The sequence below is a fragment of the uncultured Microscilla sp. genome, from assembly GCF_947493425.1.
Taxonomy (GTDB): Bacteria; Bacteroidota; Bacteroidia; order Cytophagales; family Microscillaceae; genus Microscilla.
The window spans coordinates 20,286-41,805 of the sequence record NZ_CANLRP010000061.1; the positions used below are offsets into that span (position 1 = coordinate 20,286).

The following is a 21,520-nucleotide window of genomic DNA, read 5'->3' on the forward strand; positions in this document are numbered from 1 at the left end:
GCTAATTTATAGAAATACAAAACTTTATTATAAACTCAGTGGACAAAAATGATGAATAGGATTAACAGTTTATTTTTGCAAAAAAGGTATACCCGCAACTGGTATATCCAGAAATGGATTTTGGTATTGAGCTTTGTGGCTCTTTTGGGTTTTAATTTAAATTGGCTCGCCAAAAACAGCCCCCCATTAAATTTGACCTCCTCTGCTATAGCAAACAAGCCTGTTTTAAAACCAGAAAAAAAACTGCTTGCCCCTTCGTTGGATAAAAAAAACAAATTGGAGCTTATCACCCCTACCCGCACCTTTGCCACAGAAATATGCGACAATGGCATTGACGATGACGGTGATGGGCTGGTTGACTGTTACGACCCTGATTGTGCCAATAACTCCAGTTGCAACGGTTTTTTCTATGGCAATCCTATTCCCAGTTGTAACTTTACGGCAAACCCAGGTGATTTTAACCTGGTAGAAATATGGAACACTCGAAGTGCCAATGGTGGAGTAGATGGCGACAATAGCCAACCAGGTACTGCTCCTTTTGACCAACGTGCCACAGTAATGGTAGGTGACATGGATGGCGACGGAGTGCCCGAAGTAGTGGCAAAACAAGACAATCCTGGTAAATTGTATATGTTTAATGGCGTGACAGGACAGGTAGAAGTAAATGTAAATATAAGTAATAATGATAAGTTTACTTCAGTAGCCATTGGCGATGTAGACCGGGATGGCTTAGGCGAGGTTTTCTTTTTCAATGGCACTGGTAACCTCGAGAGATATGATTACGCCAACGGTACCCTTACCAAAACTTTCGAATCTACCACCCCCGAAAACGGACTTTATACCCCCAACCTTGCCGACTTTAACCAAGATGGAGTAGTAGAAGTATACGTGGGTAATAAAATTTACTCGGCTGTCAATGGTACACGTTTAGTAGATGGTTCAGGCTCCAGTGGAGCACATAGTGGAGAAAATGAGCCTTTTTCTATAGCGGTAGATGTATTGGCTGATGGGGCTTGTGCCAACTGTTCGGGGCTAGAGTTAGTAGCGGGCAACACCGTATACTCAGTAAATATTGCCACCGGCACACTCAATGCTGAAGTAACCGCTCCCGGAGGTTTGGGCGATGGGGTAACCTCTGTAGCGGATGTTGACAATGATGGTGACTTGGATGGCATAGTAGTAAGCAGTGGTAAAGTATACGTTTGGGACTTGCAAACTTCTACCCAGCTATATTCTACCTACACCCTTACAAGTACTACCAAAGGAGGACGTGCCAATGTAGCCAACTTTGATACAGACGACGAATTGGAAATAGGCGTAGCAGGTAAAAACCTCTACATAGTGTTAGACCCTACAGGCACCCCTGGCACTGGTACCCTTACCAGCAAATGGGAGAAAACAGGGCTGGACGATAACTCAGAGCGAACCTCTAGTACGGTGTTTGATTTTGATGGAGATGGGGTAAGTGAGGTAGTATACAGTGAAGAAGAAAACCTGGTAGTATATAACGGACAAACTGGTGCGCTGAAAACTACGATTATATCCCGATCGGGTACTCGATACGACAATCCTGTAGTAGTAGATGTAAACGGTGATGGACAAACTGAGATTATACTTACCGCTCAAGATGCCAATGGGCCTCTAGACGATCAACAAGCCTATGTGCGCTGCCTGAAGTCAACCAATAGGGTATGGCGACCTTCACGGGCAGTATGGAACCAACACAATTATTTTATTACCAATGTAAACGACAACCTGACCATTCCAAGGCAACAGCAAAACTACATTAACGTGACTGGTTTTGATGGGAAGCCTTACAAAAAAATATTGAATACTTTTTTGAATCAGGCAAGTTTGTATGATGTTGCTGGAGATCACATTTTTCCGGCACCCGACATGACGGCAGAAGTCAATGGAAACGCTACCAACATCTGCCAAAATGGTGGGGTCATCAACTACAGTTTTGTGGTAAAAAACGAAGGAAGCGCTACCTTGCCTGCCGGAGTAAAAATTGCCGTATTTGACAAAAACCCCTATACCGATGCAGCCCCCACGCTCATACAAGAGCTCACTACCAACGAGGCAGTACCCATTAATGGAACACTGATAGTAAACGGTAGCTCTACCTCTGGCATGCTCACCAACCTGCATATATTGCTCAACCACAACCACTCGGCAGCCACTTATACCTTGGCTGCAGGTACTACTACCACAGGTACCGCTGAGTGTAGCTATGCCAACAACTACCTCACTATTCCGGTAATACAGGCGGCACCTCCCAATCCGGCACTTACCGTAGGAGCTGCAGGCAATATTGTGTGTCCTAATGGAGCCACCGACATTACAGTGGCCACCTCTGAAGCTGGAGTAAACTATCAACTAAGAAAAGGTACAGATGCTGTAGGCACCCCACAAGCAGGTAATGGCGGGACTTTAAGCTTTAATACTGGGGCCCTTGCTACCGACGAAACTTTTAATGTATTGGCAACCAACGCTGGAGGCTGTTCGGTAGTACTAAATACCACCCAAACCGTTACTGTTATTAAACAAGACCTGACGGTAGGGGCACTTTCTAACACCATTTGTAGCGGTACAGCAGCCACGATTACCTTGCTTAAATCTCAAACTGGGGTAACCTATCAGCTGCGTAATGATGCTGGTGACGTTAATGTAGGAGGAACCGTAGCAGGAAACGGAGGAACCATTACATTTGCCACTGGAAACTTAGCGGCTAATACTACTTTTAATATTTTGGCAACCGGGGGAGCTTGTGTGGCAGGGGCAGAACTTACGGGCAAACAAACTATTTCGGTCGTCTCAACCCCTGCGACTGGTCTAACGGTTACCCCAAACAAGACCACGATTTGTAGTGGCGAAACAGTAAGCTTTACCATCACAGGTTCAGAAAATGGCGTAACTTATCAGTTGTTTAGCGGAAGCGCCAATACTGGCAATCCAATTACCAGTACTGGTGGCGACATTACCTTGACTACTGGAGCATTATCAGCTAATGTCACCATTAGTGTAAAAGCCAGCATAGGAAGTTGCGAAAGTACCCTTACCTCTACCCATGCCATTACTACAACTAATCCACTAAGTAGTGGACTCACCATAGGTGCAAGTAGTACCTCAATATGCTCAGGCACCGGGGTGCATGTGACTGTAGCCAGCTCCGAAACGGGAGTAAGCTATCAATTACGCAACAACACTGATAATAGCAATGTAGGTACCCCAGTAACAGGTACAGGTGGTACAATCAACTTGCCTACCGGAAACCTATCTGCCACTACAACCTTTAATGTGTTGGCCACAAAAACAGGATGCTCATCAGTGGTGCAAGCCAGTACAGTCACCATTACAGTATCAGACTTTGCTTCCACTATTGAAAATGGCACATCAGTCCTTTTTTGTGGTACCAGCGGAACACTTACTGCTACCGCTGTAACCGGGGCTACTTATCAATGGAAAAAAGATGGCATAAACATTGGCACCAATAGCAACCAACTCACTGTAAATGCTGCTGGTAGCTATATAGTAGAAGTAACAGCCAATGGATGTACCAAACCATCGAGTGCCAGTACAGTTACTTTTAGTCCTATAACTACTGCCACAGCAACCATCACATCTGACGCTACCAACAATACCATCTGTGCCGGGCAAAATATCACATTTACTGCTGTTGCCACCAACGGAGGAACCAGTCCTACCTATCAATGGCGAGTCAATGGAAACGATGTTGCCGGAGCCACCCAAGCTACTTTTACAAGCAACTCGCTCAATAACAGTGATGTAGTAACAGTAGTTATGACCTCCAGTTTGTCTTGTACACCAGCGGTTACTTCTAACGAAATAGCCGTTACAGTAAATGCTATTCCTTCGGTTACATTTACGGGAGTAGAAGCCAATGTAGAGGGCAATAACCAGGTCACCATTAATGAAGGGAATAGTGTCACCATTAACTTAACTGGGGCGGTTTCTTACACCTGGACTCCTACTACAGGCATTAACTCTCAGTCAACCGATGGAGCACAGGCAGTACTGGCACCCACCAGTACTACTACTTATACAGTAACTGCTACCAATGCTGCCGGATGCCAAAGTAATGGCAGTGATACCCTACGGGTAATAGTGACTCCTAATACCGATATATTCATTCCTTCGCTGTTTTCACCCAATGGAGATGGTCAAAACGATCGTTTTATCGTACGAGGAAGTGGTATTCAAACGATCAGATTTCGAGTGTTTGACCGCTCAGGGCACTTGATGTACGAAACCAGATCGATAGATGAAGCAATGACCACTGGTTGGGATGGAACCAGAGGTGGGGTAAACCAACCAATAGGCATGTATACCTGGAGCATCATCGGAACATTTGTAGATGGGCGGGAAATAAGCTTCAAGGGCGCCAAAGCCGGAAAAATTAATCTACTCAGATAGCACATTCAACAATGGGCAACAGGTTTAGTTACTTGTTGCCTTTATTAAAAACATAACGACACCTTAGTTAATCAATACAGATGAAAAATTTTACACAAAATTTTTGGGTAATCTGTGGTTTGTTATTGGGGTTGCATACCCTGGGGCAGGCGCAAGATTTTAACATGACCCAATACCATTATACACCTTTGCTTACCAACCCGGCAAGGGCTGCGGCAAGCAACGATCGTCAGATTTTTTTGAACTACCGAAATCAGCCCAATGTGGCCGATGAAAACTACCGGTTTTTTATGGCTACCGGGGTATATCCTCTCATCAACAAAAACACCCAAAAAAGGTGGGGAGGGGTAGCCTTGGGCTTTGTCAATGACCAAAACGGTACTTTCCTTCACACCAATGGATTTACCGGGGCTTTTGCCTATAACCACGAGATTGGTTCACACTTTTTGGGCAAAAAAACTGATCAATATTATACCAAAAACTGGGGCAAGCATCACATCAGTTTTGGGGCACAAGGGGGTTATTTTCAGCGCTCTATTCGCTTTGACAACCTCACCACCGATGCGCAGTTTCAGGGGGGAACCGTAAACCCCAACGCCGGACTGGGTGAAAGTGCCGCTAATACCTCACAAAGCTATTTTTCGGCCAGTGCAGGTATGATGTGGCAAGCCGAAGATACCTTGGGCAACACCAAAGCTTTTTTGGGCATGTCGTTGTACAACATCAACGAACCTAACCAGTCGTTTTTCAACGAGGTAAAAGATGTCATCCGACGAAAGTTTACCATGACGGGGGGAATGAGGGTATGGGAAAACCGCAACTTTTCGGTGTTTCCTAACTTCAGATGGATCAACCGGACGGGAAACAACCAGATCAATGCAGGTACCTGGGTTTTTGCCAGTCCTTTTATCCTGGGTCAAATCGCCCCTTATTTCAAAGATGCCAAAGTGGGCGTGGGTGCCTGGTACAACCTCAACAAGGCGATTATAGCTTCGCTGGAGTTTCACAAACCTTCGTATTTTGTAGCGTTTAACTTTGACTGGCCAACCGCTCAATCGTCTACCATCTGGCAGGGACACAGCGTGTTTGAAATCACCGTAGGGTTTAAGTTTAAGCGCAAGCCTCTTAAAAAACCTCACTACGAAATCCCCCCCATCGACCCCGACTCTGGTATGAAGTTTAACCCTGAACCTCCAGGGGCTATTCCTATGGCCATGGTGCCTACCCCTCCCCCACCCAAAGAAAAACCGAAAACCAAGCCAGGGCTTGAAGATGGTGCTTTTCGCTTTAAGCTGGGCAGCGACGAGCTGGACGAAAAGTCGAAGGCTTTGCTTGATAGTGTAGCCCAAAAAATGATGGAGTTTCCAGAGGCAGAGATTGAGGTATCGGGACACACTTGTAACATTGGTACCAAAGCGGGTAACCTGAGGTTGTCTAAAAAACGTGCTGAGGCAGTGCGTAAATATTTGATGGAATACGATGGCATTGACCCTAAGCGAATTAAAACTGCCGGATATGCCGACAATCGTCCGCTGGTGCCCAACGTAAACGAGCCAAACCGTAAGAAAAACCGCAGGGTAGCATTTAAGATGAGGTTTCCAGATAGTTAAAAAATAGTCCCAGATTTAGCCAGAAGCACCTATACTTCTGGCTTTTTATCAGTAGTTGGCTTATGGGCGTACCTAAATTTAGTTTTCAAAAAAAGGCATTGAAAAATGATCATTTTTTTAGGTCATCTGTTAGGCTTCATACCAAAATATTATTAACTTTTAGCAAGGCATTTTTGTCCATTGCTTCATCAATGCCTTGCCTCTCTTCGTCAAATATTCAACTCAATACAAAATATGACAACCATGCAATACTTACGAACTTTCACCTTTTTTTCCTTATTTTTAATGTGTACCTGGGGGGTTCAAGCCCAATTTAAAGAGGTTAAAACCGGAATGGTTAACCTCAAGTATAGTTCGGTAGCCTGGGGCGACCAGGACAACGATGGCGACTTGGATGTGTTTATGATGGGGTGGGACGGTAAAAAACGGGTTACCCGCATTTATAACAATAACAATGGACAGTTTGAAGACATTGAAGCAAGTTTGCCAGGGGTAAATAGTGTAGCATCGAACAACCTTGCCTGGACTGACCTGGACAATGACAATGACCTGGATTTGGTGCTTACCGGGCAAAATGGAGAAAGTCGCATTGCCAAAATATACTATAATGAGGGCAGTAATTACTTCAAAGAGAGTCCTCAAAAACTGGATGGAGTATACGCCAGTACGGTGGTTTGGGGCGACTATGACAACGATGGTGACCTGGATTTGCTCATGGCAGGCAATACTAAAAGTGGTGGCAGAAAAACTCAAATTTTTAGAAATGACAAGGGCAAGCTAGTAAAAATAAAGACAAACTTAATAGGCATCTCACGCGGAACGGCTGCCTGGGGTGACTATGATAACGATGGCGACCTCGATATTTTGGTATCGGGCAGGTACCACCCTACCAAAAAACTGGCGAAATGTCTTATCTACCGTAATGACAATGGCCAGTTTACCGACATTAACGCCAACATTACCGGGCTTTTGCGGGGGGCGGCTGCTTGGGGCGATTATGACAATGACGGGGATTTGGATTTGTTGATGTGTGGACTGACTGATCAAGGCAAAAGATTGACCAAGTTATATAAAAATAATAAAGGTAAGTTTATGGCAATCAATACCAATTTGATCCAGGTATCGCGCAGCTCGCTTGCCTGGGGTGACTATGACAACGATGGTGACCTCGATATTTTGATTACAGGAATGGACAATCAGGGCAAGCGACGCTCTAAAATTTACCAAAATAACCAAGGTAGTTTCAAAGACATCAATGCTCCGCTTATAGGTTTGTCGGCTGGATCGGCTGCCTGGGGCGACTATGACAATGATGGTGACTTGGATATTTTGATTACGGGCGAAGATCAGAGTTTTAACCAACATACCAAAATTTATCAAAACAACCTTAACAAAGGCAAAGATGTAAAGATGCACCCTCCGTCGAACTTAAACGCTGAGGTAAAAGGCAAAGATGTAGTATTGAAATGGGCAAAGATAAAAGATCTCAAGGGCATTACTTATAATATAAGAATTGGCACTGCTCCGGGCAAAAACGACCAGCTTTCGCCCATGGCAGACGCCCAGAGTGGCTTTAGGCTGGTGGTAGAAAACGGCAACGCGCACCATCACGACAATTGGCGAATAAAAAACCTACCTCCGGGCAAGTATTACTGGAGTGTACAAACCATCAATGGGGCTTTTCAAAGCTCTAAGTTTTCGGAAGAGAAGTCTTTTGAGGTACAGTAAAGTACCCTAAATGTGCTTTTCACCAAAAAAACCTCTACCTAATCCCAGGCAGAGGTTTTTATTTTGTACGAACATTAAAAGCGATATAACTAAAAACTAAGATTCTCAAATCTGACGAATGTTAATTCTCTTGATTTTGCTTGACTTGTGCTCTTCGTAAAAGGGAGCAAAAATCTGTAACTCTCCGTTTTCAAACACTGCCTCGATAGCCTCTACATTTACCCCAGAACTAATAGGCAATACCTGGAAAAAAGGGGTAATGATGTCTTCGCTTGAAGCGTCTTCTGCCAGTGTAGTGTAAATCATCAACTGGTCACGGTTTATTTCAATATTGTAGGCTTCAATAGGCACGGTTGGCGCCTTTATTTTTACTGTGTAGCCATCTTCAGACTGTATAATTTTCATTTGAGTAGCCACAATTCCTCCGGCTACAGTGTTCAATGCACGCACATCTTGCGCTATGCTTTTCAAAAGACCTTTTTCTATGGTTACTTTATTGGTTTGCATATTATCTTCCATTTTGTTCTTTGGTTTAGTGTTGGGGAATATTGTTGATTTTAAAGAGGGATTTATCAAAGGCTGTACCAGTGCCCAAAACCAACAGAATGCCGCTGATTTGCAAGGATTTACAGCCACAATGTCACACTTACATCGTAAACACACAACAATGGCTGACTTTATGACACAAAAAAGCCCGACAATCATGTCAGGCAATTACCATACATAGTAAAAGGTAAAAAGGCTGTGTTGAACATTTGCCCTTAATACGGGTTTAGCGTAGCATAAGTTTTACTTTTCCACCAATCCAGCAACCCACCGAAATCAACTGTCCTTTTTGCATCCCATAAGTATGTGCATCTACTATGTCGGGGCACTGTACCTTGGCTTTAGCCATTTTGGTGGCATTGCCTGCTTTTTGGTACATTTCATAAGCTGCTATGTATACTACACGGTTCAGCACGGGGTTTTTATTGGTGCAAATTTGCCCACTGTTGTAATACATATCGCCGATAAGGTTATATGCTTTTGAGGCAAGTTTGGCATCAGCTGCTGCTGCTTTCAAGGCAAAGTTTCGGGCACTTGTCTTATTTCCTGCGCTTCTTTTTGCCTTGGCAATGGCATAATACGCGCTTGCTTTTTCTTTGCTGGTTTTGGCGAAGTCAGGCAATTGGTTTATCAACTCCTCTACCTTAGCATAATTTTTTTGTTTTTTATAGATACTGATTACCAGCAATGCCCCCTCATAAGTAGGAGTTGCTTTAAATAATTTCTCGCTCATAATAGCAAAGGTAGAGTCTTGACCACAAGGTGCCGAAGGGTTGGTTTTCCTTATTTCGATCAACAAGCGCATAATCTCTTTGATCGTTTCAATATCGTTAGGGTTTTTGTGATAATTGGGCATATAATATAAATTAACAAACTCACAGGAAAGCATGGGTTTACCTTCTTTGCTTTTCGATCTAATTATCTTTTTGAAAGTATCATCTACATAGTTTTTTACCTCAGTCCAGTGTTGGGGGTACTTGGGCATATTGGCATTGATAATACTGGTGAGCTTATCATAAGCATCTACCACTTCTTTACCCGTAATATTTCCCTTTCGGTATTGCTGCGAAATCATATACATATAGTTTGACACACTGCGGTAGTAGGTATTATTGCCATTGAGAGCTATAATTTTGGTATACAGCTTAAACAAATCATTGACTTTGTCGGGGCGACTTCCCCAATAAAAAAAGGCATAATGTCCTTTTTGGTTCATTACCTTTGCCTCTTCGCCAAAATGTTTTACGCGCATATCATAAATCGCCAGGGCTTTGTCCTGATATTTGGCTTTCTGCTGTGCGTCAGAAGTTTCCTTTACCAAATTATGGTATAGGTTATAACCTTTGATATAGATGTTTTTATGAAAGTCAGGTTTATTTTTCAAGAACCAATTCAACGGTGGGATGGCTTTTTCATACTGCTTTGCCTTGTATAAATCGTCAAGCATTACATATTTTTCTTTTTCTTGCGGAGTTTGGGCAAAGACCAAGACGGGTATAAACAACAGTAACCAAAAGGCCTGAGAAACATATTTCATCATTATTACAACAAACATTAGTATAAACATTGGACATAAGTACTTTTGCCAGAATAATCAACCAAAACAAAAGCTATAATTACAAGTATAGAAGGTTTAAAGATAAAAAACAACTATACTCTTAGTTTTTAAACTAAGACTTTAAGAGTTGGTCATTCATTACTTATAAAAAACACTGCATAGGCTCAAAAAAAATAAACTCTGGAAAGAACTCCTTTAAATGTCAAAAAATGCTTGGCTATCATACTATTTTAACCACAAAAACAGCAAATTAAGTAATTAACCCTCATTAAAGAATCATATCAATTGACTAATTAAATTATCTTAACATAAAGTTTAAACAATTAGAATTTACAAACATTATCTTCAACTAAAGATGCTAATTTATACCCTCTGACAAACAATTGACACAGCTTATAAAACCCACAAAAACACTTAAAAACAACTATAAAAACAAAATAAATTTTACTAAAACATTTTATATAGAATAATATTCTACAAACATTCATTTAATCAAAAAATTTCATTTTACATAAAAAAACAGCCTATCCTCGTTTCAATGTTACCAAAACATTTTAGAGTATTTTCCCTATTGTTTACTTATATTTTCTTATTATTTTCCTTTTTAAATCATTTAAATAAATGATAAAAAGATACTTACAAGTAAAATATAATTTCTTAATTTTCTCATTGTACACTATAATATTTTCTCAAAATTTCCTTTTAAAAATATTGTTCACCTCTAGTGACTTGCAAAAATTTAAACAATGTGCTTTGTATACTTTTTGTTTACCTGCCTTTTTTGGACTTATACCATATCAAATGGTAACATTGCATCGAGTTATTTGACTCAAACACCAATTATCTTACACAATTATTTAAAAAAATTATGAAGAAATTAAATCTATTACACAGCCTATTTTTAATGTTACTTGCTGCCTTTACCTTTTCGTGTAAACAACAAGAGACTACCCCTAACCAAAGCCAAAAGAAAGGCTTGAGCCAAGAGGTAGTAGACAAGTTTGCCAGTCTGGGATTTGACGCCCGTGACGGATCATACGGCCAGATAACCAACCCGTTGACAGGGAAAACTCAAACCGGGTATACCCTCGAAAAAGATGTGTTTATTTCAGAAGATCAGCTAAAAAGTATGCTTGCCAGCCCCAAAACAAAAGGCCCTAAGGGTGAGCAATACCGTACCTTTAACTTAGTAAATGCCCCTCGTACTATCCGTGTAATTGGTTACACTGGTGGTGGTGGATATGGTTTGGGTAACACTTTAAGAACAGCATTACAGCAAGCCATCCAACGATACAATGCAGCTGGCATTAGCTTACGTTATACTTTGGCTTTTGGTACCAACTTCAATGCATACGACATTGTGGTTTATCAAGTGCCTAACAATCAGATAGGTGCTCAGGCTGGTTTCCCAAGCGGTGGGGCTCCTTACAAGTGGGTACAGATGAACTCTGGCGTAAACAACGCTGGTTTACAAACTGCACGTCACATTACAATGCACGAACTTGGACACTGCATCGGTTTCCGTCATACTGACTGGTTCAATCGCTCTATTAGCTGTGGACAAGGTGGAAGCGAAGGCCAAGGTTTCGATGGAGCCATCAACATTCCTGGTACTCCTACCAGCTACGATGCTCAGTCTATCATGTTGTCTTGTGGTGGTTTAGGTACTCCTGGCGAGTTTTCTTACTACGACAACGTGTCTTTAAACTACATGTACTAATGTAGCAAAGTAAGACCACAAGTGCTTACTTACAATATCTCATACTTTTATAATATTTGTAATATATAGTTAAGCTATGAAACCCTGGTGCTTATGTGTCAGGGTTTTTATATTTACAAGGCACCATCATTTCCAAAACTTATCAAGAGCACATCATCAAGTAAACTTGCAACAGTAACTATAGGCATAAAAATAAATTAAGTACAATTATAAATCAACATAGTACCAAATAGTACTTGACAAAGGATTGACAAGGGAGGATTTAATCTTTTTTTGTTTGGATGTTTTTTTATATTTTCCTTACATTTACATCATAATATTACATCAACATCAGAGTTGTTTGTATGATCAATAATAAAAGTAATCAAACTTATGAAAAATTTAATTTATTACATCCCCCTATTAATATCATTTCATCAATAAACCATTTACTTCTCCTTATTCATTTTTAGCTATGCACTATATCCAGTAGTCAAACAATGAATCAACAGCAAATCTCCTTTCAAGAGGCTTAATCAGGAATGGTACCACAATAAATACGCATTCTTAACCTCATCTTTTGAGGCTATACTTTGTTAAAAAATAGACGAATAGCGATGCTATTAGCCGATTTTTGGACTCGTATAGCAACAAAATATTTTAGCGTTACTATAGAAATTTATTTTTACACCATTCCTTAGATTTGTTGCTACGCAAAAAGCAATACACTTGTACCTTATTTACTAAACTAAATGAGTACACTCTGTATCTGCTTGCGACAGCTTTATGTTTTCTCGGATCACTTACCAACAGTTTCTGAGTAGTTCCTGGGGCTTTGGGTGATGCCTTGTAGCATTTACCAAAGCATTACAGGAGAACTATGCCCTCTATTTTAGCATCTTTTTGATATTTATATTACATCAAAAAATAAGCATTTAGAGGTTATTTCAAACAATCATTTCCAACATTATCATTTTTTTCAAATAAGTGCAAACTGCAGGTACTCATCCAGCCAAGTGTTGCTACACTTGAGCCCCTGCACCATCATTTTTTTATTATGTACATACTTAAAGTTAGTTTATTGAGTCTGACAATGGCACTCTGCCTGAGTGCCCAGGCACAAAAAATTCCCGACCAGACAAAGGTCAAAAAGTGGGCACCACTTACTCCAGTATCATTCAGCATGTTTTTTGGGGGTGGTCGCATGAACTTCCGAAAATTCGCTGCCAATAAAAACAAAATCGGTCAAGATGGACAAGGGGTTGAGCTTTCGTTTGGCTTTCACATTTACGACCTATTCAACGTTTCATTGGGAGCAGGCAGAGTGTATGTTGACGAGTATGGAAGCTTTACCGAACTCATGAAACACAAAACAACCGGACAGCTCAAAACAGGCAAGTCAGACCTCCTCATTACTCAATTTAGGTGGAGCATTGGCACCCAAACTCCTTATTTGATACTGGTACCTCATAACAAAGCCTCAGACAAAATATCTATTGCTTTGTTGGCAAATACAGGCAATATATCCACCAACGGAACAAGAGAAATAGACGAGTGCGAAGATTGCACAACACAAACGTTGGACTTTAACCCTAACCCCTTTTATGAACTGGGAACAAACCTGCGTTTTTTGGTTTTGGCACAAGGCAATAGTACTCAACGGCTACACTTGATATTTCGTTGGCGTAACTATTTTGGCAAAGCTAGTTTAGACCATGAACTGATATTTGGTCTGCGTTATTCGCTGGGGTATACTCCACCAACTAGTGTAATTGACCCAAATTTTTAACTACTCAGCTTTATGAAAAGGATATATTACCTGCTGGCCATCAGTGCTTTGTTGCTACTAAATGGCTGTGCACTTAAAGTGAAAATCAAGAAAGAGTTTTACGCTAATAAAACCAAGGTAGGCATTGTCTACATTATAGACGATATACAATTGGGGCGAATGGGAGCACAGGATGTACTAGACCTGGCGCTTACTCAAGGTAACAAATATTTGGAACCTTTGGCAATTGTAGACAAAAAAATGGATGTATTGCATACTATCAAAACATTTTACCCTCAGGTTTTAAACGAAAGAGGCAAGCAATATGTAACACTTGACTACACGCTTCGCCCTGATAAACTTGCGCTATATAAAACCAAGAAAGTAAAAGGAAAAAAACACTACAAGTATGATTTGCGATTTCTGAAAGCTCAGTTGCAAGTAGACGAACTGTTGATTGTAAGGGTAGCGTATGGGCTTCTGATAAACTACAGTGGGTTTATTACGTTTTCGCGATTTGGCTATTGCCGCATCGGATCAGAGATAGTCAATTTACATGACAATACACTGATGTACCAGGGTGAGTCATATAAACACAAACAAATAAAAGGCAAGTGGCGTACTCCACCCGAATATCTCAATATACGCACTGCTATAAAAACAGCCATTCATAAAGTTTTATTAAACGAAAAAAAGAGATTTAACCAATGAAAAAGATCATATTAGTTTTGACCATCAGTTTATTGAGCTTGTATACATTTGCTCAAACAACACCCACTACTCCTGCATCTACCGATTCTGTTACTTTCAAGAGAGGTTATTTTTTGCAGAATGGCAAAAAGTTGAATAGAATAAAAATCACGGGTATAATGATGAATACCCCTGAAGCATACAAACACCTTAAGGCTTCTTTTGCAGATGCAAACGTGGCTACTTTTTTTGCTACTTTGGGCGGAGGTCTGATAGGCTGGCCATTGGGTACTGCGCTTGCTGGAGGCAAACCATTGTGGGCACTTGCTGGTGTAGGTGTAGGGATGGCACTTATAAGCATTCCAATATATGCCAGTGCTAACAAAAAAGCGGCTCAGGCTGCCAAAATTTATAACCAAAGACTGGGTACCAACCAAATAACAGGAATGAGGTTACGCCTACATTTTTCGGGCAATGGTATAGGGCTCAGGCTTAAGTTCTAAAACCAATAAAGGCAAGCAACTGAATGGCTGGACAGTTTGCTTGCCTTTTATTTATTTATCGATATACACCTCTCCCCCATCAATAATTTTCTGCACTTGCATCATCACTTCAAAAAACACCTCCGCCTCACCTGCTCTGAGCTTGTCCTTGGAGGGCAGTGTCTCCACGCCCGATCGAAACCTTGTGCTTTGCAAGCTTCAGAGGGGTTTGTCGCTTTTTATAAGAAAGCCCCAGACGAATATGCGATGCATTGGGGCAACTTGTTGTAATAAGCTCGACGTAGTTAAACGCGGCAAAAATACCCTATAATTAATATCTCTTAGGCACTCGTTTTTCCATCAGGTAGTTGGGCGTAATCACCCTTAATATGTAAATGTCTTCGGGCAGGTCGCGTATCCATATCTTTTGCTCCAGCATATTATTTTTAGAAGGCTTCAACAATTGTACTTTTACCAACTCCCCTTTTGAACTGTACAGTTCTATGCGGGCAACTTTGATTTGAACTCCTTTGAGTTGCACGTTGAAATAGTCGGTAGCAGGTGTTGGAAACACATGTAAGCTTTTTTGCTCGGTGGGCTTTTTGGTGGTAAAGTGCCAGTTTTTGACCGCTGGAGTACCAGCAAAAGCATTTCCTTCCAGGTCTTTTACATAGTTTTTGTCTATTTGAATATGGTAGGTGGTATAATGTGCCAGCGGCATGCTGAGGTCTACCACCAGGCGGTTGTGGTCTACATTTACATGAATGCTTGAAGCCCCTATGATTTGTACTGGTGTGTTGCCTTGCTCTTTTTGGATGATAAGGTTGCCACTGCCCATTTGGATGGGGCGGTCAAACTGTATGATGAGTTGAGAAGCAATGGGCACATGTGTACTGGCTTGGGCAGGATGTAACTTTACTATTTTGGGTGATGTACTTACCCGATGCTGGGTGGTGTGTTGCGCATTGAGGGAGGGCATATAAAACCCACACAAAAGGCATAGTAATATGATTTTTCTTAACAACATTAGTTTTTCAAGCATTTGTGTATATCGTAATGCAAAATTAAGTAAAAATTGTGAATTTTTCTGGGTAGCCCGTATATTTATAATAACAGATAGGCAAAAAGACATACAATTGCTCGGTATTTTAGTATAAATCAGTACGAATAGCTGATATTTTGACAGTATTTCATCATATTATTGGCTAAAAAGTGCTTGGTGTACAATTTGTATGTGGGTGTGTACCATATAACAACAAACCTATAAGATAAGTATATAATGAATAATGGCAGTAATTTTCAAAACGACCTGAAGGCTTTTTGGCAAAACTTCAATACCGAAATTAATAATAGTTTTGGGGTTGACCTAAACAAGATCGCCGCAGATTGGAAAAGTATTTTTAAATCGTCGCAGAGTTGGTGGGACAACCTGATTCCGGAATGGCAAGAGGTTTTTCGCCGAAATATCGGCTTTACCGGGCGCCCTACCGAAGCACAACTTAAGCAAATAGTGTATTTGCAAGAACTGGATTGCAGCAATGCTCAACTTGCTACGCTCACCCCTTTAAGTCAGCTTAAATACCTACAGGTGCTTGATTGTAGCTCTACCAATATACTAAGTCTGGAGCCCCTCCAGCACATGACTTCTTTGCTGAAGTTATCGTGTTACAATACCCACGTAAGCACTCTCAAGCCTTTGCGTAAGCTGGTAAATATGCGGGTGTTGCACTGTAGTATGACCGATATAGACCGCCTTGACTACCTCAAGGGCATGCATCTTTTACAAGAGCTCAACTGTAACTCTACATATGTAAAAACATTGCGCCCCCTCAGAAAATTAAAAAAACTACAATTGCTTTATTGCGAAGATGCCCGCCTGACTGACAAAACGGTGCGTCGGTTTAAACGTAGCCACCCTGAATGTGAGGTATTCTATACGCCCAAAAAAGAACGGGAAGGCATTTGATTGTAATCGTTGAGCTTTAAAACTGCCCTTGTTTTTCACCCAAAACACTTTCATACTTTAAGCCAAGTATTATGTTTACCATTTGCGGCTGCCCAATACCAGTTTGGTGGCAAGCAACATCACAGTAATCATACTAAAAAAGTACACCAGGTTACGTGAGTCTATCAAACCTTTGCGGATGGTTTCGTAATGATGACTGATGCCCCACTGAACAATGTAATACGAAAAATCGCTTGTGTCGCGCACATTGGCAAGGTAACCGAAGCCTTCGTGAAAAAGAAAGCAAAGAAAAAGGGCAATGATAAAAGAGACAATTTGGCTTTCGGTGAGCACTGAGGCAAACAAACCAATAGAGGTAAATACTGCACCTAGTAGTATCAGCCCAAAGTAGGATCCCATTGTGCCCGATATGTCTATATTGCCCACTGGATTGCCCAAACGATACACCGAAAAGAAGTAGATCAGTGTAGGCAGCAAAGCAAAAATGACCAACGCCAGACTAGCCAGGTATTTGCCCAGCAAAATGTCCCAGTCGGTGAGGGGGCGGGTAAAGAGCAACTCCATTGTGCCCGTCTTTTTTTCTTCGGCAAAGGTACGCATGGTAATGGCCGGAATCAAAAACATAAACACATAGGGCGCCAGCGAAAAGAGGCTTTCCATGTCGGCGTAGCCATAGTCGAGCACATTGGTAGAGGGAAACACCCACATAAACAAGCCTATGCCTGTAAGAAATACAACGATGACAATGTAGGCAATCAGTGAACTTAAAAAACTGTTGAATTCTTTTTTAAAAATTGTTAGCATAATGTCTGACTTTACTTAATGCCTTTGACCTGTTTTATACCAAAGTACTGCCCGTATAATTTGTTTAAATGATAATTGGGATCGGTACTTATATCATCAATAAACATAATTTTAGATTTTTCCCGCTCTGATAGTATAGGAATAGCTACTTCTTGTTTTCCATGTTTTTGGGCGTCCAAAAGTATCTTGTAACGATTTTGCATGGCTTTTTCGTACACTGGAGCTACCAATAACCAGTCGTAATAGGCATTGTGTATGTTATAGCGACTTGGCACAAACAACAACCATAACCAAACCAGCGACAAAGTAATCATAAGTGGTTTTATTTTCAATACTTTGAGCAACGCCGCGATATTCTGAGAACGAATATAATGAGTAACAATTAATTGTATAAAGATAAACCAATTAATAAGGAAAATAAGGAAAAAAATATTCCAGATACGTACTGATACCGAATGAAAATAGTGCACAATAAGACTAAAACCGCATAACATGCTTACTACACTTACCAAAAACAATAAAGGGTGGGTAAAGATGATTTTCGACTGAATATTGAAACGTTGCTCTAGCCTGACTGCCACGGGAATAAAGAACACACTGGCAAGCAACAATACGCTACTACTGAGCCAGTTGCCCAAATGATACAAAAGAAAGTAACACGACAATGTAACCAGCTTAAAAGTGTTTTGCTCAAAGCTGATACCTTGTTGGGCAAGTTGGTTCTTAAGGGCTTGGGCTCTTACAAAGCCTCCTGTACTGCCCAGGTTGACCCAGGTCATGGCTAAAGTAATGAGTAATAGTGCCAGCAGGTAGTAGGCGTGTTTGGGGTATTTGTAAAAAGCATTGATTGTAAACAAACCGAGCAAACCTACATGCCACACAATAACAAAAGGAGTAGTGCCTACAATAAAAATGCTGAGACCAACAAGCCCGGTATATTGCCAGAGATTTACCTGGTGAGCCGACGACAAGTACCTGATAAAAAGGGCGTAAAAAAACAACACAAAAGATACAGGTAAATAATAAGCTGTAGCGCCTACATACCAATAAAGGGTTTGATTGAGGGCGGGTGCCTGACTCAGGTAAATGACCAAAAATGATAAACTTATCATGAGGCGTGTTTGGTGTATGTGCCGGGCAGGATGCACCAATACAACCACCAATGCATAAATTGACGCCCAATGCAGTAATATATAAAGAAGGGGAATGAGCTTGAAGGCAAAGAAACTGTAAAAAATCGGGTTGGCAAAAAACCACCAACCAATGACAGTATAAGCCCCGGTCCAGCCTGAATACCAGTAATTGAAAAACTGAACAAAACCTAAGCCTTGGGTATATGTATATACCTTGAAGTCGTCGTAATAAGGATGCACATAAAACGACAAACCCACAAAAGGCAGTACCGCCAGCAATAAGCCACCGACCAAAAGCTTGGGGTACTGTAGAAAAATCCAGCTTTGTAAACCCTTTAGAAGTGTAATCAAAACGGTCGGTTATTTGGTTAAATTCTGAAAAACATCTTCCAGGGTGTTTTCTTGCTGCTGTAGCCCTACCAAGGTCCAGTGATGGGTTTTGGCAAGTTCAAACATCAGCGGGCGCACGTCTGTTTCGGGTTGGGCAAACACTTTGTATTTACCAGCACCCAATGGCTGCACCTCAATGACACCTTCAAGCTCACCAATGAGTTTCCAGTCAATTTCTTCTTTAAATTCGGTAATAAAAGCATTGGCTTTATTTTGCATTGCCTTAAGCGAGTCTACATTGCCATCGGCTACTATTTTGCCCAGGTTTATAATGATTACCCGGTTGCACATGGCTTGTACCTCTTGCATAATGTGGGTAGAAAAAATGACTGTTTTTTCTTGTCCAATGTTTTTAATCACCTCACGTATTTCTACAATTTGGTTGGGGTCAAGCCCAGTGGTAGGTTCATCTAAAATGAGCACTTTGGGATCGTGAATGATAGACTGTGCCAGCCCCACCCTTTGGCGATACCCTTTAGAGATGGCGCCTATTTTTTTGTGTTGCTCACGTTGTAACCCGCACAACTCTACCATCGCCGCTACTTGCTGTTTGAGTTTGCGCCCTTTGAGCCCGTGCAAGGCCCCAATAAAACGCAAATACTCTTTGATGTACATGTCTAAATACAAGGGGTTGTGTTCGGGCAGGTAGCCAATGTGCTTGCGTACTTCCATGGAGTTTTGGGTTACGTCAGATCCACACACGGTAGCACTGCCTGCTGTAGGGGGCAAGTAGCCAGTGATTATTTTCATGGTGGTAGACTTTCCGGCGCCGTTAGGTCCTAAAAACCCTACAATGTCGCCCGGTTGTGCCTCAAACGACACCTGGTCTACGGCATTCTGAACACCAAAAGTTTTGGTAAGATTGCTAACAACAACTGACATAGAGTTGGTTTAATTGTTTATAATGTCTGTTTTTATACCTGACAGGTTTCGTAGTATAGGCAATTGAAATTTAATATTTGCGTCAAGTATTTTAAAAGCCTACTTGCTTATACCTGCCAGGTTTTGGAAAACCTGGCAGGTATAAAACGCTGTTTTATTAAAAGTCTACCAACTGCGCTAGGAAACCTGTCGAATATGAAAGTGTTTCCTGAATGCAATTAACGCATCGTAACTCAAAATTAGTAAAAATGATGATTTTTTTTCACGGAAGGTAAATACAAATCGGGCAATTGGCCATAAAAACCTCAACGCCCACAAGAAACCGCCCTTGTTTTGGGTAGTTCCTCCTGCTGGCGTAAGCTTTTGGTCGCCACCAGGAGGCTCGCCTTATGATGGTGATTATTTTTTAGCTTCCTCAAAAAGCAAATCGCGAATGCTTTCCAAAGAAGTGGTTTTGTTGGCTGTCACCATTACCCCTACCCCACTTTTAGTGTCCAAAAAGAACTCAGTCTGTACTCCTCGTTCTGAGCCATTGTGCCCCAATATTTCATCTCCTGCGCTGGTTTTATCATAATACCAGCTCAACCCAAAGTTTGAGCTATCTACAAAACCAGCCCTGGCTTTGATTAAGTCTACCGTAGTGCTTTCTAATATTTTTTGGCCATTTAGTGTACCTTGTTGCATAAACATGTGCATCAGCTTGCTCATATCTTCTACACTGCTTCTGAGCTGCCCATTGGGATAATCTACAAAAGTATAATGCTGAATGGCGGTGCCATCGTTTTCATAAGGAATGGCTACCTGATCTATATTTATATCTTTTAGCCACCAACCCGTATTGCTCATTCCTAATGGGGTAAAAAGTACTTTTTTGGAGTAGTCGCTAAACTTTTCTCCTGCAATAACTTCTGCTAAATAGCCGCATAAAGCAGAGCCCACATTTGAGTATTTAAAGCCTGCCCCTGGTTTGTCTTTTGTGTAGGAGTCAGTACTATAATATTTGCCACCGTCTACCAAATAATCTTTCAAAAACTCCCCCAAGTCGAGCGAGGTATCTCCACCAAATGTATATATTTTGCTGTCGTCTAGTTCATCATAACCCGCATCGTTGATTGACCCGGCATGGGCTAACAGCATTTTAAAAGTAATGGTTTCGTTGGGATGATGGGGATTGATTACTTTAAAAGGGAGGTAGTTGTTGATGTTGTCATCTAATTTAAATTTCCCGGCATCGTATAAAGTCAGAAGAACAATGCCTGTGACCGCTTTAGAAACAGACCCCAACATAAAAGGGGTATCTTTACTTACCTCTTTGTTATTGGCTACATCTGCCTTTCCAAATCCTTTGATCCAAACGGTTTCATTTCCTTTAATAATAAATGCGGAAAGTCCGTTAATGGACTCTTTGGTCATTTCATCTACAATTTTGGTTTCCAATTCACTGAAACCCTGTGATGAATTGTTGGCAGGTTCGGTGTCGTCTTCTTTTTTACAGGAAACGGTTAAAATCAGTGCTAAAAAAAGCACGAGTAGTTTAGTTTTTCTCATAGTTTCGTTGCCTCATTTTTGAGGTAACGAAAACCTGCTTCGCTAAGTTGTTTTAATTGGGTGAAGTAAAAGAATACCTGGCTTATTTTGGGGCGTTGGGTGGTAGTCAAAGTGCTTAGGAACATGTTCAAAATAAGTGTCGAGGTTGAGGGCATAAACTCAAGGCTGACTGAGGCACTTTTTGCGTTCAAGGCAACATCCGGTAGGAGCCACAACTGGTATTTAATAATTATAAAGTGATTTTTCTATTAAAAAGTTGTCAATCATTAAACACACTTG

The 21,520-nt window shown here is 41.2% G+C and carries 16 protein-coding genes; 8 read left to right on the top strand and 8 right to left on the bottom strand.

The window, feature by feature from the left end; all coding sequences use genetic code 11:
• Positions 1-48: 48 nt before the first annotated feature.
• The 3 genes from Q0954_RS16555 (at position 49) to Q0954_RS16565 (ending at position 7,775) form a co-directional block, all read left to right on the top strand.
• Positions 49-4,437 (top strand): FG-GAP-like repeat-containing protein, encoded by a 4,389-nt coding sequence (locus Q0954_RS16555; protein WP_299458607.1) that lies wholly within the window; start codon positions 49-51, stop codon positions 4,435-4,437.
• Positions 4,438-4,517: 80 nt separating this feature from the next.
• Positions 4,518-6,047, top strand: a complete 1,530-nt coding sequence (locus tag Q0954_RS16560; protein WP_299458608.1) for a PorP/SprF family type IX secretion system membrane protein — start codon at positions 4,518-4,520, stop codon at positions 6,045-6,047.
• A gap of 333 nt (positions 6,048-6,380) precedes the next feature.
• Positions 6,381-7,775: a VCBS repeat-containing protein gene (locus tag Q0954_RS16565; RefSeq protein WP_299458609.1), complete on the top strand. Its 1,395-nt coding sequence runs from the start codon at positions 6,381-6,383 to the stop codon at positions 7,773-7,775.
• A 105-nt stretch (positions 7,776-7,880) separates the two neighbouring features.
• Here the strand turns inward: Q0954_RS16565 and Q0954_RS16570 are convergent, their stop codons facing one another.
• Positions 7,881-8,294: an Hsp20/alpha crystallin family protein gene (locus Q0954_RS16570; protein ID WP_299458610.1), complete on the bottom strand. Its 414-nt coding sequence runs from the start codon at positions 8,292-8,294 to the stop codon at positions 7,881-7,883.
• A gap of 253 nt (positions 8,295-8,547) precedes the next feature.
• Positions 8,548-9,861, bottom strand: a complete 1,314-nt coding sequence (locus Q0954_RS16575) for a hypothetical protein (RefSeq protein ID WP_299458611.1) — start codon at positions 9,859-9,861, stop codon at positions 8,548-8,550.
• Positions 9,862-10,747: 886 nt separating this feature from the next.
• On the opposite strand from Q0954_RS16575, the gene Q0954_RS16580 reads away from it, so the two are divergent.
• The 4 genes from Q0954_RS16580 to Q0954_RS16595 all read left to right on the top strand — a co-directional run bounded on the left by Q0954_RS16580 (position 10,748) and on the right by Q0954_RS16595 (position 14,539).
• On the top strand, positions 10,748-11,599 hold the full coding sequence (locus Q0954_RS16580) for a M57 family metalloprotease (RefSeq protein WP_299458612.1): 852 nt from the start codon (positions 10,748-10,750) through the stop codon (positions 11,597-11,599).
• Positions 11,600-12,671: 1,072 nt separating this feature from the next.
• On the top strand, positions 12,672-13,367 hold the full coding sequence (locus tag Q0954_RS16585; protein ID WP_299458613.1) for a hypothetical protein: 696 nt from the start codon (positions 12,672-12,674) through the stop codon (positions 13,365-13,367).
• A gap of 12 nt (positions 13,368-13,379) precedes the next feature.
• Positions 13,380-14,057: a hypothetical protein gene (locus Q0954_RS16590; protein ID WP_299458614.1), complete on the top strand. Its 678-nt coding sequence runs from the start codon at positions 13,380-13,382 to the stop codon at positions 14,055-14,057.
• Positions 14,054-14,539: a hypothetical protein gene (locus Q0954_RS16595; protein ID WP_299458615.1), complete on the top strand. Its 486-nt coding sequence runs from the start codon at positions 14,054-14,056 to the stop codon at positions 14,537-14,539. The genes Q0954_RS16590 and Q0954_RS16595 overlap by 4 nt, the downstream gene beginning before the upstream one ends.
• A gap of 51 nt (positions 14,540-14,590) precedes the next feature.
• Here Q0954_RS16595 and Q0954_RS16600 read toward each other — a convergent pair whose 3' ends face one another.
• Complete coding sequence (locus Q0954_RS16600) at positions 14,591-14,734, bottom strand: hypothetical protein (protein ID WP_299458616.1); 144 nt, start codon at positions 14,732-14,734, stop codon at positions 14,591-14,593.
• A 115-nt stretch (positions 14,735-14,849) separates the two neighbouring features.
• Entirely contained in the window at positions 14,850-15,545 is a 696-nt protein-coding gene (locus Q0954_RS16605; RefSeq protein WP_299458617.1) for an Ig-like domain-containing protein, read from the bottom strand.
• Positions 15,546-15,797: 252 nt separating this feature from the next.
• Here Q0954_RS16605 and Q0954_RS16610 point away from each other — a divergent pair, with 252 nt between their 5' ends.
• Complete coding sequence (locus Q0954_RS16610; RefSeq protein WP_299458618.1) at positions 15,798-16,484, top strand: hypothetical protein; 687 nt, start codon at positions 15,798-15,800, stop codon at positions 16,482-16,484.
• 75 nt (positions 16,485-16,559) lie between these two features.
• On the opposite strand, the gene gldF is transcribed toward Q0954_RS16610, so the two are convergent.
• The 4 genes from gldF to Q0954_RS16630 all read right to left on the bottom strand — a co-directional run bounded on the left by gldF (position 16,560) and on the right by Q0954_RS16630 (position 21,241).
• Positions 16,560-17,288 carry a gliding motility-associated ABC transporter permease subunit GldF gene (gldF, locus tag Q0954_RS16615; protein WP_299458619.1) on the bottom strand — a complete coding sequence of 243 codons (729 nt, stop codon included), beginning with the start codon at positions 17,286-17,288 and terminating at the stop codon, positions 16,560-16,562.
• A gap of 11 nt (positions 17,289-17,299) precedes the next feature.
• On the bottom strand, positions 17,300-18,772 hold the full coding sequence (locus tag Q0954_RS16620; protein ID WP_299458620.1) for a DUF6056 family protein: 1,473 nt from the start codon (positions 18,770-18,772) through the stop codon (positions 17,300-17,302).
• 9 nt (positions 18,773-18,781) lie between these two features.
• The gene (gene gldA, locus Q0954_RS16625) at positions 18,782-19,693 is read right to left on the bottom strand and encodes a gliding motility-associated ABC transporter ATP-binding subunit GldA (RefSeq protein WP_299458621.1); all 912 of its coding nucleotides are present in this window, start codon (positions 19,691-19,693) and stop codon (positions 18,782-18,784) included.
• 399 nt (positions 19,694-20,092) lie between these two features.
• Entirely contained in the window at positions 20,093-21,241 is a 1,149-nt protein-coding gene (locus Q0954_RS16630; RefSeq protein ID WP_299458622.1) for a serine hydrolase, read from the bottom strand.
• Positions 21,242-21,520: the final 279 nt, after the last annotated feature.